This window comes from Flavivirga abyssicola (assembly GCF_030540775.2).
Taxonomy (GTDB): Bacteria; Bacteroidota; Bacteroidia; order Flavobacteriales; family Flavobacteriaceae; genus Flavivirga; species Flavivirga abyssicola.
Window position 1 is genome coordinate 2,836,839 of the sequence record NZ_CP141266.1, and the last position, 17,086, is coordinate 2,853,924.

The window sequence follows — 17,086 nt, forward strand, 5'->3', positions numbered from 1 at the left end:
GTTTTCGGAATGATGTGTTTAAAGCTTTGCTTTGCACCTCTATTCCCTCACTCATTATTTCTTGATTTTGACTTTTCCGACTATGTCAGAATTTTATATTATTTAATTTACTCCTAACTCCTAACTCCTAACTCCTAACTCCTAACTCCTAACTCCTAACTCCTAACTCCTAACTCCTAACTCCTAACTCCTAACTCCTCATATTTCTTCAGCCAATTCAATAGCTTTTGTTAATGCACCTAACTTATTGTACACTTCTTGTAATTCGTTTTCTGAATTAGATTTTGAAACTAATCCTGCTCCCGCTTGCCAATGTAGTTTATGGTTTTTGCTTAAAAAGGTTCTAATCATAATGGCATGATTAAAATTGCCTTCAAAGTCCATAAAACCAATAGCCCCACCGTAAAAAGAACGACTCGTTTTTTCGTATTGTTCAATAAGCTGCATGGCTCTGTGCTTAGGTGCACCACTTAATGTACCTGCAGGAAATGTATCTGCAACCACTTGCATAGTCGATGTGTTTTTGTGTTTTTGACCTGTAACTTTGCTTACTAAATGAATAACGTGTGAGAAAAACTGAACTTCTCTATAAGTATCGACACTAACATGACTTCCATGTCTACTTAAATCATTTCTAGCTAAATCCACCAGCATAACATGTTCCGCATTTTCTTTATCGTCTTTTACCAGTTTTTTAGCTAATTCGGCATCTTGAGAATCATTTCCTGTGCGCTTAAATGTTCCTGCAATAGGGTGAATCTCAGCTTTACCTTCACTTACAATAAGTTGAGCTTCTGGCGAACTCCCAAAAATCTTAAAGTTTCCGTAATCAAAATAAAATAGATAAGGAGAAGGGTTTATACTTCGTAAAGCACGGTATACATTAAACTCGTCACCTTTAAATTCCTGTGCAAAGCTTTTTGATAAGACCAATTGAAATACATCACCTCGAGCACAGTGTTTTTTTGCTAATTCTACATGTGTTTTATACTCATCATCTGTTAAATTAGATGTGATATCTCCTTTTGAATGAAAGTCATATGATGCAAAGTTTTTGACCTTAATTAGGTGGTCTATCTCATCAATATTGTTTTCAGTATTATGACAATGTGCAAAAATATAGGCCTCGTTTTTATGATGATTTATAGCAATAATGTTTTGATAAACAGCATAATAAACATCAGGGATATGTGTTGAATTATCTTTTTTCGAAATGTCAACATCTTCAAAATAACGAACAGCATCATAAGCTATGTAACCAAAAATACCATTGTTTATAAATTTAAACTCGGTATCTGAATTAACATCAAATCGTTTTGTGAATTGATGAATTTCTTCTGAAACATCAATACTATCAGTTATTGTTTTCTCTAATGAACTTCCATCGGGAAACGTTTGATTAATCATTTCATTTTCAACCTTAATAGAAGCTATTGGGTTAAAGCAGATATAAGAAAAACTATTATCGTTTGCATGGTAATCGCTACTTTCAAGCAAAATACTATTAGGATATTTATCTCTAATTTTTAAGTAGATGCTTACTGGTGTAATCGTATCTGCTAGAATTTTTTTGTAATGTGTGTATAAATTATATGTTGTCATTATGCTGAATTTATTTCAGTAATTTTTTAATTAAAAAAAGGCTTGTCGTGAATGACAAGCCTTTTTTGATATTTTGAGTTTTAAATATACTAGGTTTCCTTCACGAACGTAAGTTTCTGAAGCTCCACCACCAAGTATTATTTAAAATTGTATTCATTTTTATTTTTTGTTGGTTCAAATATAGAAATGAAAATATAAATACACAATAGTTTAAAACATTTTTTATATAAAAGTTTGTTAAACTATAATATAGACACTGAAGTATTAATTAAATTTAAGCCTATGAAATTAAAACTATTAATCATTGCAATATTGATAATAACAAATTGCAAACATGAAAATAAAACTACTGACAAAAGCGTAGTTGTTGCTAAGAAAGAAATCAGTAATAATATTAATTCAAATGATATTGAATTAGAAGTTTATGATTATAATGGTTTTGAAAAATTCTTAAATAAGAAAGATGATAAGATATATGTTATCAACTTTTGGGCTACTTGGTGTGCCCCTTGTGTAAAAGAATTACCATATTTTGAAAAACTAAATTCGCAATATCGTAATAAAAATGTTGAAGTTATTTTGGTGAGTTTAGATTTTCCTCATTTATATGAGTCTAAGCTTAAGCCGTTTATTAAAGAAAGAAAATTGGAATCTAAAGTGGTTGCTTTAGATGATCCGGATATGGACACCTGGATCCCAAAAGTAAGTAAAGATTGGTCTGGTGCCATACCAGCAACAATTATATACAGAAATGATGATCGTAAATTTTTTGAAGGATCATTTACTTATGAGGAATTAGAAACAGAAGTTAAATATTTTTTAAATTAATTATAAACTTTAAAGAGATGAAAAAAACAATTCAAATAATTTCAGGTGCACTTGTTGTACTTTTTATTAGTGCATTTGTAACGAATGAAACTAGTACTACGGGGAATGGGTACAAAATAGGTGATACAGCTGAAGATTTTTCACTTAAAAATGTGGATGGTAATATGGTATCATTATCAGATTATAAAGACGCTAAAGGTTTCATTGTAACATTTACTTGCAATACGTGCCCGTATGCTGTTATGTATGAAGATAGACTCATTGCTTTAAATGACAAATATGCTTCAAGAGGATATCCTGTCATTGCCATTATGCCCAATAATACGGATGTAAAACCAGGAGATAATCTGGAAGCTATGAAAGCTCGTGCAAAGAGTAAAGGATTTACTTTTCCATATTTAATTGATGAGGGGCAAAAAGTTTATCCTAAGTATGGAGCTACTAAAACACCTCATGTGTTTTTATTGCAAAAAACAGATGGCGGTAATGTTGTAAAATACATTGGAGCTATAGATGATAATTATAAAGATGCCTCGGCAGTAAAGACAAAATATGTGGAGAACGCAGTTGATGCCCTTTTAGAAGGAAAGGAAGTTAAACAGACAGAAACCAAAGCTATAGGTTGTTCTATTAAAGTCTAGAAATTTACCTAATGATTGTTTTTTTAGAAGTTATCAACCTTGTTAAAATGATAATTTAGGTATAACTAAATATTAACAAAAATCTGGAGTGTAATACTTCGGATTTTTTTTCGTCTATAATTTTAGATGTACTAATTTTGCACACATAATATTATATTAAACAAAAATGGAAGATTTAACACAAGAAGAATGGGCATCACAACTTGCTGATGACGATAACGCAATTGTATTAGATGTTAGAACGGATGCTGAAGTTGCTGATGGAATTATACCTAATGCTATACACATAGATATATATAAAGGGCAAGAGTTTATTTCAGAAATCGAAGATTTAGATAAGAGCAAGAATTATTATGTATATTGTCGTTCTGGTAACAGAAGTGGTCAAGCTTGTAACATCATGGAAGAATTAGGTTTTGAAAATGCTTATAATCTTGAAGGTGGTATTTTAGAATGGACAGGTGATTTGGTTGATTTAGATTGATTGCTTAAATGAGGCGGTTATTAATATTTTTATGCAGCTTATTTAGTGTATTTGCGACTAGTTGTAAAGAGTCATCGTCTAAAGGGATAGTAAAGGTTGTTTCTCCAAAAGTAGTGCGAACACTTTTAGCTGAAAATGCCATCCAACTTGTAGATGTTAGAACCCCAAAAGAATTTAATGAAGGGCATATAGAAGGGGCAAAAAATATAGATTTCTTATCAGATACTTTTGATTCGGAGATCAAAAAATTTGATAAGACAAAACCTATCATTTTGTACTGTAAATCTGGATATCGCAGTGCAAAAAGTGGTGAAAAATTACATCATGCTGGTTTTACAGAAATTTACGATTTAAAAGGCGGAATTGCCAAGTGGAAGAAAGAAGGCTTTGAAATCAAATTGTAAGTAAGGACTATTGAATTTACAATAATACATATTCTGTTTTTTTTAATCAATTAGCTCTTTCAACTACTTTTTGAGTATTTCACCTTTTTTCTTTTTAAATGAGAACTGGTTTTTTCTATCTTTATATAAAAGTTCGCTGTTTTAACAGTTAAACGGCTTCTTTTTAAGCTTTTAACTTCTAAATATTTATTTTAAAAAAGATGGAAAACGGTTACGTAATATTAGGCATAATTGCACTGCTATTCTTAAGTATGTATGGCTACTCATATTTATCGGTAGCTATGGAAAAAATGAAGCTTAAAAAAGAAAAGAAAATAGAAGCTCATAAAGAGGAATTAAGACGTCAACAGCGTCTTAAAAATCAAGAGATCAGAGATGAGAAATTTCGTAAGTTCAATAAACGAAAGGAAGAAATTAAGCATGAACTTATGTTGTTAGAGAAAATGAAAGAGAAGCAAAAAGCTGTTTAATAAAAAAATACCAACCCTATCTAAATAGAGTAATAAAAAGCCCTTTTGAATTCATATTCAAAAGGGCTTTTTTAATGAACTAACTTTTAGTTTAAACTTAAATTTAACGTAATATCGGTGTTTTAAAATCTGACAATCATCTGTTTAGTTGTTTTTCGTAAGGGTGCTATGTCATCCGAATACTAGAGGGTAAAATATATTTTAAACGTATAGCGTAACTATTGAGGAGGAATCCCATCCTTATGAGATGTCTCGTCGCTCATGCTTCGCTTAGTCGACATGACAAGCTTTTGAAAATCATTGATTTAATGATGAAACCGTTTTTATTAAAAATCAACAAATTACGTTTTTCGTGTCATAGAAATCAAGGTGACACAAGCGAAGACATTGGTAGATTTGGGGCTTAAAATGACGTCGCTCATGTTAATTTTATCAGCCTGTAAAATAGCTTAAAACACCAATTACTAACAGAACTAGAATTCCTGATAAAACAACATCTATTTTATCATAACTGTCTTTATTAGCGATTTTCTGCTCATCGGTAAGTGTGCCAAACGCAAGTCCTTTAATAAGGCTGTAATCAGGTGCTGTAGTTGCTAAACTAACCGAAATACAAAGTATCACAGAAAAAATAAACATGAATATGGCCATGTGAGCAAAATTAATAGTCGCAAAACCATAAATAAAACCATCTATACTTTCTCCAGCAGCTATCTGTGGTTGATAATAAATTTCTGAGCCTAATCGAATGACTAATAAAGCCAATCCAGCTAACAGTGTTGTAATTGCGGCTGTAGAGTTTACTCGTTTCCAGATAATACCAAGTAAGAAGACGGCAGTAACCGGTGGTGCTATATAAGACTGTACGTTTTGAAGGTACTGATACATAACACCGCCTCCAATTTTTTCCATAATAGGAATCCAGATAATCCCTAATATTACAATAAATCCTGTGGCAATCTTACCTGTTGTAAGTAAGGACTTTTCAGATTTATGAGGTTTCAATTTTTTGTAAATATCTATAGTGAATATGGTAGAACAGGAGTTAAATACAGATGCTAAAGAACTCATTAAAGCAGCCATTAAGCCACCAGCAACCAATCCTTTTAAACCAACAGGTAACAAGGTTTTTACTAGCATTGGGAATGCTCTATCTGCTTTTTCAACAGAAAAAACTTCCGGGTTTTGAATTGATAATGCAAAAGCAATAATCCCAGGTACTAAAAAGATTAAAATTGGTAATAATTTTAAGTACGCACCAAAAATAGCACCTCTTCGTCCTATCTTAATATTATTAGCGGCTAATGTTCTTTGTACAATATATTGATCTGTACACCAGTACCAAATCCCTACAATAGTACCTCCAATTAATAATCCTGTCCAAGGAAAATTAGGGTCACTCATTGGTCGCCACATATTGAAATGATCTGGGCTTACAGCTGTTACTGTTTCTCTAAGCTGAGACCATCCTCCAACTTCCTGTAATCCTAAGTAAGTAATGATTATAGAACCCAAGATTAAGATAACGGTTTGCAAGGTTTCTGTATATATTACGGCTTTCATGCCTCCTACAACGGTGTAAATTCCAGTAAACACGACAATGCCTATAGCACCGTACCAAAAAGGAATACCTAGTAATTCAGAAACAACAATACCACCAGCATATATAGTTACAGATACTTTAGTAAGTACATAAGCAACTAAAGAGAATAAAGATAAAAACCATCTAGATCGTGAATCGAAACGTTTTTCTAAAAATTCAGGCATTGTAAAGGCGCCACTTCTAATGTAAAATGGCAAAAACAGCCAGCCTAGTAATAATACAATCCAAGCATGAAGTTCGTAATGTGCCATAGGTGTTCCAGATTCAAAACCTGTTCCAGCTAGACCTACAACATGCTCAGATCCAATATTAGAAGCAAAAATAGAAGCTCCAATAACGAACCATCCTACATTTCGTCCTGCCAAAAAATAATCCTCGGTATTCTTGTTTTTTTGTAGCACGACCCATACGGCTACTGCAACAAGCGCTAGGAAATAAATTCCTAATACGACCCAGTCTAAATTTTCCAGTACCGATTGCGTGGCTAAAAAATTATTCCTCATAGTTTATGATTTTATTGGTTATATATATTGATTAATAATGTTCTCAAACAATTCTTGTTTTCCACTTTTTAAAGGAAGCTCACCATTTTCTTGAGCTATTTTATATAGGTCTTCTAGGTTTAAGTTCCCTTTTTCAAACTCTAAGCCTTTACCAGAATCGAAAGAACTGTAGCGTTCTGTTCTCAATGCCTCATAAGGAGAAGACGTCATGATTTTGTCGGCAATTAATAAGGCTCTAGCAAACGTATCGGCTCCACCAATATGCGCATGAAAAACATCTTCTAAGTCTGTTGAGTTTCTTCTTATTTTTGCATCAAAATTAACGCCACCACCTTGTAAACCACCAGCTTTTAAGAAAACTAACATAGCTTCTGTGGTTTCTTGGATGTTGTTAGGAAATTGATCTGTATCCCATCCGTTTTGATAATCCCCGCGGTTTGCATCTAAACTTCCTAGCATGCCTGCTTTTGCAGCAACTTCCAATTCGTGTTGGAAAGTATGTTGCGCCAAAGTAGCGTGATTAACTTCGATGTTGATTTTAAAATCTTTATCTAAACCATATTCTTTTAAGAAGCCTATAGCTGTAGCAGAATCAAAATCATATTGATGTTTAGAGGGCTCCATTGGTTTAGGCTCAATAAAAAAGTTCCCTTTAAATCCTTGCGCACGCGCATAATCTTTACACATATTTAAGAAACGTCCCATATGGTCTAATTCACGTCCCATATCTGTATTTAATAAAGACATGTAGCCTTCACGACCACCCCAGAACACATAGTTTTCGCCTCCTAAGGCAATGGTAGCATCTAAAGCTAATTTAATTTGACCACCAGCTCTGGCAACCACATTAAATTCTGGGTTTGTTGAAGCCCCATTCATATAGCGTGGGTTTGAGAAGCAGTTCGCTGTACCCCAAAGTAATTTTGTGCCTGAAACTGCTTGTTTTCCTTTTAAGTACTCTGTAATGGTTAGTAGTCTTTTTTCTGACTCTGCAAAAGTGGGGGCTTCTTGGATTAAGTCATAATCATGGAAACAGTAGTATCCAAATCCCATTTTAGTTATAAATTCAAAAGCTGCATCGGCTTTGTCTTTGGCAGCTTGGACAGGATCAGAAGATTGATCCCATTCAAAGTTTTGTGTTCCAGGGCCGAAAGGATCAGACCCTTGTCCGCAGAATGTATGCCAATATGCCACGGAAAACTTAAAATGCTCACGCATTGTTTTTCCTGCAACTACTTGATCTGGATTGTAGTATTTGAATGCTAATGGGTTATCAGATTCTTTTCCTTCAAATTTAATTTCGCCAATACCTTTGTAGTATTCTTTGTCGCCAAGTAAAATCATTATTATTATATTATAATTTATAGTTTATTTCTGTTCCGTTATAAGGAATTGTAATTTTATCACCGTTTTGTTTACCTATTATTGTAACATTGAAATTCCTTTTTGTTAGCATGTTATCAAATTCACCTTTTGTTGGACCTATTTTTAATGTTTGATCTTGTTTTGAATAGGAAATAGGAATTTGAGTGAATTTTCCATCCAGATAATTGTAATTATCATTCTCATCTTCATATAATAAAAATGTAGCATCTGTATCGGGATAAATTTTTAGCTCTATTTCTGTATTAGGTTTTTCGTTTGCGTATTGCATGATTTCTCCCATTGGTAATATGGAACCTCCTTTTATAAATAAAGGTATGGTTTCAATAGGGCATTCAGTTTCAATGGTTTGTCCGCCTTCATAAACTTCATTTGTCCAGAAATTATACCATTTCGATCCTTTGGGTAAGTATATGCTTCTTTTAGTTGCATTTTCTTCAAGAACAGGGCAAACCATGATACAATTTCCAAACATAAATTGATCATTGATCTCATGTACATTTTTATCATCCATAAAATCAAAAGCTAAAGCACGCATCATTGTATAGCCTTCTGTACTTACTTTATGGGAAATAGTATAGATATAAGGTAGGAGTTGGTATCTTAGATTTACGTATTTTTTAAGAATTTCTTGATTTTTAGTACCATACGACCATAATTCATTTTCTCCATCTCTCGTTTTAATTGGTTCTCTACGGCCGTGAGCCCTAAAGAAAGGCGTAAAGGTTCCGTATTGAAACCATCTGGTAAATACTTCTTGGTATTTTGGATCGTTGGGATCTCCGCCAAGATAACCGCCAATGTCTGTATTCCAATAAGGAATTCCTGTCATACAAAGATTTAACCCAGTAGGTATTTGCTCTTTTAAGGTTTTAAAATCTATGCCAATGTCACCAGACCATAAGATACTTCCAAATTTTTGTTGACCTAGAAAACCAGAACGTGTTAAGTTTACGATTCTGTTTTTAGCAGTTTCTCTCTGTCTTTCATAAACGTTTTTCATATCGAAATAAGAAAACAGATTTAAAAATTTTGCGGTGGGACCTAAGTAACATTGTGTTTTTTCAAATTTCTCAAGTTTTTCAGGTTCGGTAGCATCAAACCAAATACCATCAATGCCTTTATCTATATAGCTTTTTTTGACTAAATCGTAATATAATTGACCTGCTTCAGGATTAAAGGCATCATGAACTTGTCCGAACACTCCTAAATCAAGGTCGAGTAATAAGTCATCTTTTTTAAACAGTTTCCAATTGGGTATGTTCTTTTTTAAAGAAGGCCAGACTGAAGTAATAATTTTACAATGGTATTTATCATGTAATTCTTGTATCATTTCTTCAGGGTTAGGAAAATCAACTGGATCAAATATCATGGATCCAAATCCTGAGTCCCCCCAGTGCAGGTAGTCTAATATAATTACATCTAATGGAATATTGAGTTCACGTTGTTTTTTTACAACATCCATGAGTATCTCTCTATTTTTATATCGATTTCTACTTTGAACATAACCTAAAGCCCATTTAGGAACCATAGGAGCAGTACCTGTTAGGTCTCTTAGACCAGAAATGACATGATCTAAACGTGTTCCTTTTATGAAATAATATTGAATTTTATCACCAATTTCTGAAGCGATATATGTAGTGTCACTAGTGTCGTCAAAAGTTGAACGAGAATAATTGTCCCAATACAATCCATATCCTTTTGTTGAAAGGATAACAGGGACCGATATTTTTGTGTTTTGTTGATCTAATATAAATTTTTGACCTCTAATATTTAATGTGTTCTTGTTTTGTTGTCCTAAACCATAAAGAACTTCATTTTTTGAAAAACTAAAATTTTGCTTAATACTGTTTTGCTGCCCAACAATTTGGTTTTTAAATGGAGAAATTTCTTTTCCACTTTCGGTCAAAAGAACCGTTTTATTTTTATCGGTAAAATTAATAGCTCCATTTGCAAGGTTTAATTTTACAATCAAACTATCTGTACTTACTTCAAGATATTGGGATGTTTCTTTGATGTTAAAATCTACAGGTTTTTTTACAAATTCATTTACAATTAAACTTGGGATATTTAGGATAGAATCTGTTTTCCCAGTAGTAATTTTAATAATTGTTGGAGAAAGAACATTAATACTTGTTTTTATACCTTTTGGGAAGTTGTCTGTTTTTGAAAAATCTACAACAACACCATTATCATTATGTATTATTTTAGGCTTGTCACAACTATATGTTATGAATAGCAATGATAAAATAAATATGAAATTTTTGTTTTTAAAAATAATCATGGTTTTAATTAAAATTTGTTAACTTATTATCCAATTCTTTTTTCCAGTTATTATAGGCTTCCAAATAAGGTTCTTTGTTATTTAAAGGTGTATAGGTCATAACATGATCATTTTTTGTAATGTTAGCACCAAACGTTTTAAAATCACCATCAGTTAAGCCAGCAGCTCTTGCAGCACCTACAGAACCTGTTGTATTATAAATTTCTATCTCATGTCCGATTAAGGTTGCTACTGTATTTGAAAATATTTCTGAACGGAATAAATTGTCATTTCCAGCTCTAATCACATTAATTGTTGCATTGTCATTTTTCATAATTTCCATACCATAAACAAAGGAAAAAGCTATGCCCTCTAAAGCTGCACGGTATAAATGTCCGTTATTATGTTTGTTGAAATTTAGGTTACAATAATGAGAACCAATGTTTTTACTGTTTAGCATTCTTTCGGCACCATTTCCAAAAGGAATAACACAAACACCATCAGAACCAACAGGAATTTCATTGGCTTTGTTATTCATGTCTTCATAAGAATTACAAGCCAGATTATCCTTTAGCCAACGGTATTGGATACCAGCACCATTGATACACAATAATTTTCCCAGGGTAGGGGTTTCTTTTGTGTAGTTTACATGTGCAAAATGATTGATTCTCGAAGCTTCTTTTGATTTTAATGTGTTTGTAACGGCATAAACAACTCCAGAAGTTCCTCCGGTTGCTGCAACTTCACCATGATTGAATACATTTAGAGACAATGCATTGTTTGGTTGGTCGCCAGCTCTATAGTTTACAGAAACTCCAACAGGCAATCCGGTTTCTGCTGCTCCTTTTTCGTTTACGGTTCCCTGATTTGTGAAATTATCTACAATATTTGGCGTTAATGAAGGATCAATGCCGTAATGTTCCAATAAGAAGTTTGCTAATGAATCATTTTCATAGTCCCAAAGAATGCCTTCAGATAAACCATTTTTTGTAGTGTTTATAACACCTGTTAGTTTGTAAGCAATAAAATCTCCAGGTAACATATACTTGTAGATTTTTGAATACAATTCTGGTTCATTTTCACGAACCCATTTTAATTTAGATGCTGTAAAATTTCCAGGAGAGTTTAATAATTTTTCAGAGCAAAGGTTATGTCCTAAAGCATCGTATGCTTTATTGCCAATATCAATAGCTCTACTGTCGCACCAAATGATAGAATTACGTAAAGCAGTGCCTTGTTTGTCCACAACAACCAGACCGTGCATTTGGTAAGAAATTCCAATACCAGAAATTAAAGAAGCGTCGATATTAGCCTCTTTAATAACTTTTTTTGTAGCAATACATACATAATCCCACCACACATTTGGATCTTGTTCTGCCCAATCTGAATGAATGGCAATAATTTCCATTTCATTTTGTGGTTCATGTAATGTTGATAATTTTTCTCCTGTTTTCGCATTTACAATCGCAACTTTCACAGAAGAGCTTCCTAAATCGTATCCTATATAATACATGTTACAATGATTCTCTTAATATTAAATTAGTAGGTATATAAATCTGCATAGGTTCATCTTTATAAATGAATTCAGCTGCTTTTTGCCCTAAAGCTTCAAAGTTGGTTGAAATGACAGAGATACCTTTATAAATAAATTTTTTCATGGGGGTTTCGTTGTATGATAAGAATCCTACATCGACTCCAGGTTCCAAATCATTACTACGACATTGTTCTAAAAATGTTCCTAAAAAACGATCGCTAACACTTATATAAGCAATATGTTTTTCAATATTGAAATTCTTTACATCTGTAACGACTTTATATTTAAATTGAAAGTCGTTACAATACCTCTCGAAATGAGAAATGGCTTCTATGGGATGAAAAGTGAATTTTGGATATACAAAATGAATCTCTTTATATTTTCTGAATGACTCTTGAGCATCTTTTAATGCATTAAAAAACGCATCACCAAAATTTTGACATACATAATTGTTGTCCACTTTAGAATGTATATTCCAGTCTATTAAAAGTAGTTTTTCGTTTCTAAAGCCATCTAAAACAGAGGAGATTGCTTTATTGTCAAACCCCATAACAACATACTTGTAATATTTTCCTTTACTATTATTTAATATCGTTTTGAAATTTTCGATATTGTAATGATGAAATTGAACATCTGTTATAATATTATCTGGTAAATTATTTATAAAAGAATGATATAAAACCTCTTTATAGGCTTTAAATGTATCTAACACTAAAAGTATTTTTCTGGTAACATTTGCTACATAATACCCTTTATTTGGAACAGAATCTATTACTTTTTGTTCTTTTAATATGGTGTAAGATTTAAAAACAGTATCTCTTGATAGTTTATATTCTTTACAAATACTATTCACAGAAGGTAACATGTCTCCAACAAGTATGGTGTTGTTTGCTAGGGCATCATTTATAGCATTGATTAATTGCTGGTATTTAGGGATATCGCTATTAATATCAATGTTAAAAATAAGTTTATTTTTCATGTTAAAACTGTACTGTTCTGTTCTGGTTTGTAAATGTATAAAAAAAACATTTTTAATTTGGTATATTTGACAAACATTTTATAACATTCATGTACTCTCATTTAAATAAAAAACTTTGTTTTTGCCTAATTACCTATTTATTTTTATTCTTTTCGGGAATCTATGATGCCGGTAGTCAGAACGGTATCTATTTTGACCATATAACAACTGATGATGGCTTGTCTCAAAGCGATATTAATAGTATTTATCAAGATGATCAAGGTTTTATGTGGTTTGCAACTCATGAGGGGCTTAATAAATACGATGGGTATAATTTCACTATTTATAGTCCAGACTCAAATAATCCTAATAGTATAAATAGTAATTTGATTTTTTCGCTTGCTGGTGATAAAGATGGGAATTTATGGGTAGGTACTACCGGTAAAGGGGTTAACCATTTTGATAAATCATTAGAAAAGTTTACTCATTTTTTACATGAAGAAGGTAACGGGAATAGCTTAGTAAATAATCATATAAGCTCTATTTATGTCGATAACAAGAACAGGTTATGGGTAGGCACCATAGATGGATTAGATTTAGCTGATCTTAACAGACCTTTAGATTCAATTAAGTTCGAACATTTTAATTTGGATCATGGAAGATTAATGTCTGTTTTTGGAGATAATAATGTGCATTCAATTTTTGAAGATAGTAAAGGTCAGATATGGGTAGGTGGTTCAAGAGGAATTTATAAATTATCCAGAGATCAAAACGGAGATACTTATTTTATATTAATAAATGACTGGATTGGTTTGCCAAGAATCCCTGTTCGTGATATAGATGAAGATAATCATGGCCGTTTATTAATTGGTACTACGTTTGGTTTATATGTGTTAACTAAAAAGGGCGAAGCACGTAAGGCGAAAAACGGCCATAAAGCTTTTATAAATGACATCCTTGTTGAAGATGATAATATTTGGGTTGGAACGAACAAGGGATTATTGCTCTTTGATAATTCTAAAAGTACTAAAAGTCCAAAATTTTTAAATCAATTTACATATGATCCAAAAAATCCAAACAGCATAAGTAAAAATATGGTGAAATCATTGGAAATAGATGCCACAGGAATTATATGGGCGGGTACCAATGGTGGAGGGGTTAACAAATTTGATCCTGAGAGAAAAAGGTTTGAGCATGTAAAGAAAACATTAAATCCTAAAAGCCTTAGTTATGATAAAATCAGATCTATTTTTGAGGATAGTAATGGTGCTCTATGGATAGGAACAGAAGGGGGCGGGTTAAATATGTTACCTCCAGGAAGTAATAACTATTTAGAGTTTGTGAACTTTAAAACGATATTAAACTCTTATGTAACTATTGAAATTGAAAGAGACAATAAAAAGTTATTGATAATGGGGGCAGAAAACACTTCTGGTCTACATCAATTAGATATCACGGATCCAGAAAATATAAAAGAGAGTGATATAAAGATTTCCCGACCGGTTCAATCGAGTGTTTTTGCATTATTAGAAGACCGTTATAAAAACCTTTGGATAGGAACTTATAATGGAGGAGTAAGTCGTTGGTTGTATGACCAGTCTAGCGATAGTTATGAAGAAGATTTCTTCTCTCATGATAAGAAAGATTCCTTAGGTATTTCGAGTAATATTATTAGAAATATTTTTGAAGATAGTAAGGGTAATATTTGGTTTGCTACTGGTAATGGGTTGTGTAAATTAAAACCGAATCAGTTAACCAAAAAAAAACCGAGGTTTGATGTTTATAAAAATATCCCTTCAGATAGTACCAGTATAAGTCATAATTATATACTGGAACTTTTTGAAAGCAAAGATGGAAATGTTTGGATTGGAACGCTAGGTGGCGGACTCAATAAATTTATTCCTTCTAAGGATGGTTCTTCGGATAGATTCAAGTCTTACAAGGATGTTGACGGGCTGCCAAATAATGTCATTAAAGGGATTTTAGATGATGACGAAGGTAATTTATGGTTATCTACAAATAAAGGACTTTCCAAGTTTGACCCTGTTAAAGAGGTATTTAAAAATTATGATGCTAATGATGGACTTCAAAATAATGAGTTTCAGGAATTAGCAAGATTAAAGCGTAAAAATGGACAATTATTATTTGGGGGTATAAACGGTTTTAATGCGTTTTACCCTGATGAGATTAGAGATAATGTTGTAGAAGCAGAAACCATAATTACGGATTTTTCTATTTCTAACGAAACTGTAGGTATTGGAGAAAAGATAAATGGTCGCGTTATTCTTGATAAAACGATAAGTGAAACAAAAGACATTAGGTTAAAATATCAAGAAAATAGCTTTTCTTTTGAATTTGGCGCTTTACATTATGCATCTCCACAGAAAAATCAGTTTGCTTATATGTTAGAAGGTTTTGATAAAGATTGGATTTATACAACTGCGAATAAACGTTTTGCTACGTATACCAATTTAAGACCTAATATCTATACTTTAATGGTTAAGGCTTCAAATAATGATGGTGTTTGGGATTCGACACCAGCAGAAATAAAAATAGAAGTGATTCCTCCGTTCTGGCTAACGAATTATGCTTATTTATTTTACAGTCTGGTCATTATTGGGTTCTTATTGCTTTTTAGAAGGTTTACAATAATTAAAACTACTAAAAAACATCAATTAGAAATCGATCATTTTGAAAAAGAAAAAGCAGAAGAATTACAAAGGATTAAATTAGAATTCTTTACAAACATATCTCACGAATTTAGAACACCAATTACGTTAATTAAAGGGCCTTTAAAGTACTTACAAAAAAATGTAGGGAAACTAGATAAAAACGTCATCCAGGAACAATATAGGCTTATTCAAAAGAACAGTGATTATTTATTGAAGTTGGTTAATGAGTTATTGGATTTTAGAAAAATCAATCAAGGAAAAATGAGGTTGGTTATGCGTAAAAGTAACATTACTAACTTTATAAGAGAAGTATGCGAGCCATTTCAATTTTTGGTTCAGAAAAAACAAATATCGTTTAGTTTAACAACATCTGATGAGGAATTAGAGGCATGGTTTGACCATGATGCTTTGGAAAAAATAATGAGTAATCTTTTATCTAACGCATTTAAATTTACCCCAGAAAAAGGCAGTATAAAGGTAGAGATAGCCTTGAGTAAAGATAAAGGTTTTATTAATGGATACGATGAGGATGATTTAAGTTTTGTTGATATAAAGGTTAAAGATTCCGGTATAGGAATTGAAGCGAGTAAATTGCCTAATATTTTTGAAAGGTTTTATACCGATAAAGATAATTCTAATCCAAAAGGTGTTGGAATTGGTCTTTCTTTTACAAAGGATATTGTTGAGTTACATCAAGGAAGTATAAAAGTAGAGAGTCAGCCTAATGATGGTACGACATTTATTGTTAGATTACCTGTAGAAAAGAAGGTTTATGATGATATTCCCGAGATTAGCTGTAAAGATGCATCCGAGGTTGATTTTTATGTTCGTACTTCAGAAACCGATTCTATTGCGATCAGTATTAATGATGAACTAGTTGATAGTAATTTATCTAAAGCGAGGTCTAAATTACCTGTATTGCTTATTGTAGATGATAATGCAGACATTAGAAGTTTTATTAAAAGAGTTCTTGGTGAAGAGTACAATATTTATGAAGCCGAAAATGGAAAAGTAGGTTTAGAGCTGGCTAATAAATTAATGCCAAATATTATTGTTACGGATATTATGATGCCAATAATGGATGGTATTGAGTTTTGTGAAGAAATAAAAACTAGAAAGGAAACCAGTCATATTCCAGTTATTATGTTAACGGCTAAACTATCTCAAGAAACAGAAATAAAAGGATTGAAAATAGGCGCTGATGGGTATATTAGGAAACCTTTTGATGTAGAGTTGTTAGAATTAAAATTGAGTAATATTTTAAAATTCCGCGAGGAGTTAAGAAAACGTTTTAATCGTGATATATCATTACAACCTCAAGAGGTAACAGTAACGTCTATGGATGAGAGGTTTTTGAAACAAGCCATAGAAATTGTTGAAAAAAATATGATGAATACTGATTTTAATGTAGAAATGTTGGTGAGAGAGATGGGACATAGCCGTAGTAATTTGTATTTGAAGTTTAAAGAGATAACCGGATTATCTTCGAGTGAATTTATTCGAAATATTCGTTTAAAAAGAGCTGTTCAGCTTTTCGAAAAAAGTGATTTTTCAGTTAAAGAAATTATGCATATGACTGGATTTAATACGGCTTCATACTTTGCAAAATGTTTCAAAAAACAGTTTGGAGTTATACCTAGCGAATATGTTAGCCAAAATTTAAGTAACAAGGCCGATAAATAATAAAAAAAATAGAGCTAATATTGTTATTAGCTCTATTTTAATCAATTAAAAATTGATT

The 17,086-nt window shown here is 32.1% G+C and carries 12 protein-coding genes; 6 read left to right on the plus strand and 6 right to left on the minus strand.

The window, feature by feature from the left end:
• Nucleotides 1–198: 198 nt before the first annotated feature.
• Nucleotides 199–1,602 (minus strand): anthranilate synthase component I family protein, encoded by a 1,404-nt coding sequence (locus Q4Q34_RS11975; RefSeq protein WP_303318071.1) that lies wholly within the window; start codon nt 1,600–1,602, stop codon nt 199–201.
• A gap of 282 nt (nt 1,603–1,884) precedes the next feature.
• Between Q4Q34_RS11975 and Q4Q34_RS11980 the strand changes: the two genes are divergently transcribed.
• From Q4Q34_RS11980 to Q4Q34_RS12000, 5 genes are all read left to right on the plus strand, one after another.
• Nucleotides 1,885–2,430, plus strand: a complete 546-nt coding sequence (locus Q4Q34_RS11980) for a TlpA family protein disulfide reductase (RefSeq protein ID WP_303318070.1) — start codon at nt 1,885–1,887, stop codon at nt 2,428–2,430.
• 17 nt (nt 2,431–2,447) lie between these two features.
• Entirely contained in the window at nt 2,448–3,071 is a 624-nt protein-coding gene (locus Q4Q34_RS11985) for a thioredoxin family protein (RefSeq protein WP_303318069.1), read from the plus strand.
• A gap of 166 nt (nt 3,072–3,237) precedes the next feature.
• Nucleotides 3,238–3,555 (plus strand): rhodanese-like domain-containing protein, encoded by a 318-nt coding sequence (locus Q4Q34_RS11990; RefSeq protein WP_303318068.1) that lies wholly within the window; start codon nt 3,238–3,240, stop codon nt 3,553–3,555.
• 8 nt (nt 3,556–3,563) lie between these two features.
• On the plus strand, nt 3,564–3,959 hold the full coding sequence (locus Q4Q34_RS11995) for a rhodanese-like domain-containing protein (protein ID WP_303318067.1): 396 nt from the start codon (nt 3,564–3,566) through the stop codon (nt 3,957–3,959).
• A 200-nt stretch (nt 3,960–4,159) separates the two neighbouring features.
• Nucleotides 4,160–4,429, plus strand: a complete 270-nt coding sequence (locus tag Q4Q34_RS12000) for a hypothetical protein (RefSeq protein WP_303318066.1) — start codon at nt 4,160–4,162, stop codon at nt 4,427–4,429.
• Nucleotides 4,430–4,861: 432 nt separating this feature from the next.
• Here the strand turns inward: Q4Q34_RS12000 and Q4Q34_RS12005 are convergent, their stop codons facing one another.
• From Q4Q34_RS12005 to Q4Q34_RS12025, 5 genes are read right to left on the minus strand one after another with little or no spacing between them, the layout of a single operon-like run.
• Entirely contained in the window at nt 4,862–6,535 is a 1,674-nt protein-coding gene (locus Q4Q34_RS12005; protein WP_303318065.1) for a sodium:solute symporter, read from the minus strand.
• 18 nt (nt 6,536–6,553) lie between these two features.
• Complete coding sequence (xylA, locus tag Q4Q34_RS12010; protein WP_303318064.1) at nt 6,554–7,879, minus strand: xylose isomerase; 1,326 nt, start codon at nt 7,877–7,879, stop codon at nt 6,554–6,556.
• Nucleotides 7,880–7,889: 10 nt separating this feature from the next.
• Nucleotides 7,890–10,202, minus strand: coding sequence for a glycoside hydrolase family 31 protein (locus tag Q4Q34_RS12015; RefSeq protein WP_303318063.1), 2,313 nt, complete (start codon nt 10,200–10,202; stop codon nt 7,890–7,892).
• Nucleotides 10,203–10,206: 4 nt separating this feature from the next.
• Nucleotides 10,207–11,694: a xylulokinase gene (locus Q4Q34_RS12020; protein WP_303318062.1), complete on the minus strand. Its 1,488-nt coding sequence runs from the start codon at nt 11,692–11,694 to the stop codon at nt 10,207–10,209.
• A 1-nt stretch (nt 11,695) separates the two neighbouring features.
• Nucleotides 11,696–12,694 (minus strand): GntR family transcriptional regulator, encoded by a 999-nt coding sequence (locus tag Q4Q34_RS12025; protein ID WP_303318061.1) that lies wholly within the window; start codon nt 12,692–12,694, stop codon nt 11,696–11,698.
• Nucleotides 12,695–12,783: 89 nt separating this feature from the next.
• Here Q4Q34_RS12025 and Q4Q34_RS12030 point away from each other — a divergent pair, with 89 nt between their 5' ends.
• Nucleotides 12,784–17,028 (plus strand): hybrid sensor histidine kinase/response regulator transcription factor, encoded by a 4,245-nt coding sequence (locus tag Q4Q34_RS12030; RefSeq protein ID WP_303318060.1) that lies wholly within the window; start codon nt 12,784–12,786, stop codon nt 17,026–17,028.
• Nucleotides 17,029–17,086: the final 58 nt, after the last annotated feature.

Excerpts from the sequence above, each read along its gene's own strand:
- Q4Q34_RS12025 (WP_303318061.1), bottom strand. The coding sequence starts at position 12,694 with ATGAAAAATAAACTTATTTTTAACATTGATATTAATAGCGATATCCCT.
- Q4Q34_RS11980 (WP_303318070.1), top strand. The coding sequence starts at position 1,885 with ATGAAATTAAAACTATTAATCATTGCAATATTGATAATAACAAATTGC.
- Q4Q34_RS12015 (WP_303318063.1), bottom strand. The coding sequence starts at position 10,202 with ATGATTATTTTTAAAAACAAAAATTTCATATTTATTTTATCATTGCTA.
- Q4Q34_RS11995 (WP_303318067.1), top strand. The coding sequence starts at position 3,564 with ATGAGGCGGTTATTAATATTTTTATGCAGCTTATTTAGTGTATTTGCG.
- Q4Q34_RS12020 (WP_303318062.1), bottom strand. The coding sequence starts at position 11,694 with ATGTATTATATAGGATACGATTTAGGAAGCTCTTCTGTGAAAGTTGCG.
- Q4Q34_RS12000 (WP_303318066.1), top strand. The coding sequence starts at position 4,160 with ATGGAAAACGGTTACGTAATATTAGGCATAATTGCACTGCTATTCTTA.
- Q4Q34_RS12005 (WP_303318065.1), bottom strand. The coding sequence starts at position 6,535 with ATGAGGAATAATTTTTTAGCCACGCAATCGGTACTGGAAAATTTAGAC.
- Q4Q34_RS11975 (WP_303318071.1), bottom strand. The coding sequence starts at position 1,602 with ATGACAACATATAATTTATACACACATTACAAAAAAATTCTAGCAGAT.
- Q4Q34_RS11990 (WP_303318068.1), top strand. The coding sequence starts at position 3,238 with ATGGAAGATTTAACACAAGAAGAATGGGCATCACAACTTGCTGATGAC.
- Q4Q34_RS11985 (WP_303318069.1), top strand. The coding sequence starts at position 2,448 with ATGAAAAAAACAATTCAAATAATTTCAGGTGCACTTGTTGTACTTTTT.
- xylA (WP_303318064.1), bottom strand. The coding sequence starts at position 7,879 with ATGATTTTACTTGGCGACAAAGAATACTACAAAGGTATTGGCGAAATT.
- Q4Q34_RS12030 (WP_303318060.1), top strand. The coding sequence starts at position 12,784 with ATGTACTCTCATTTAAATAAAAAACTTTGTTTTTGCCTAATTACCTAT.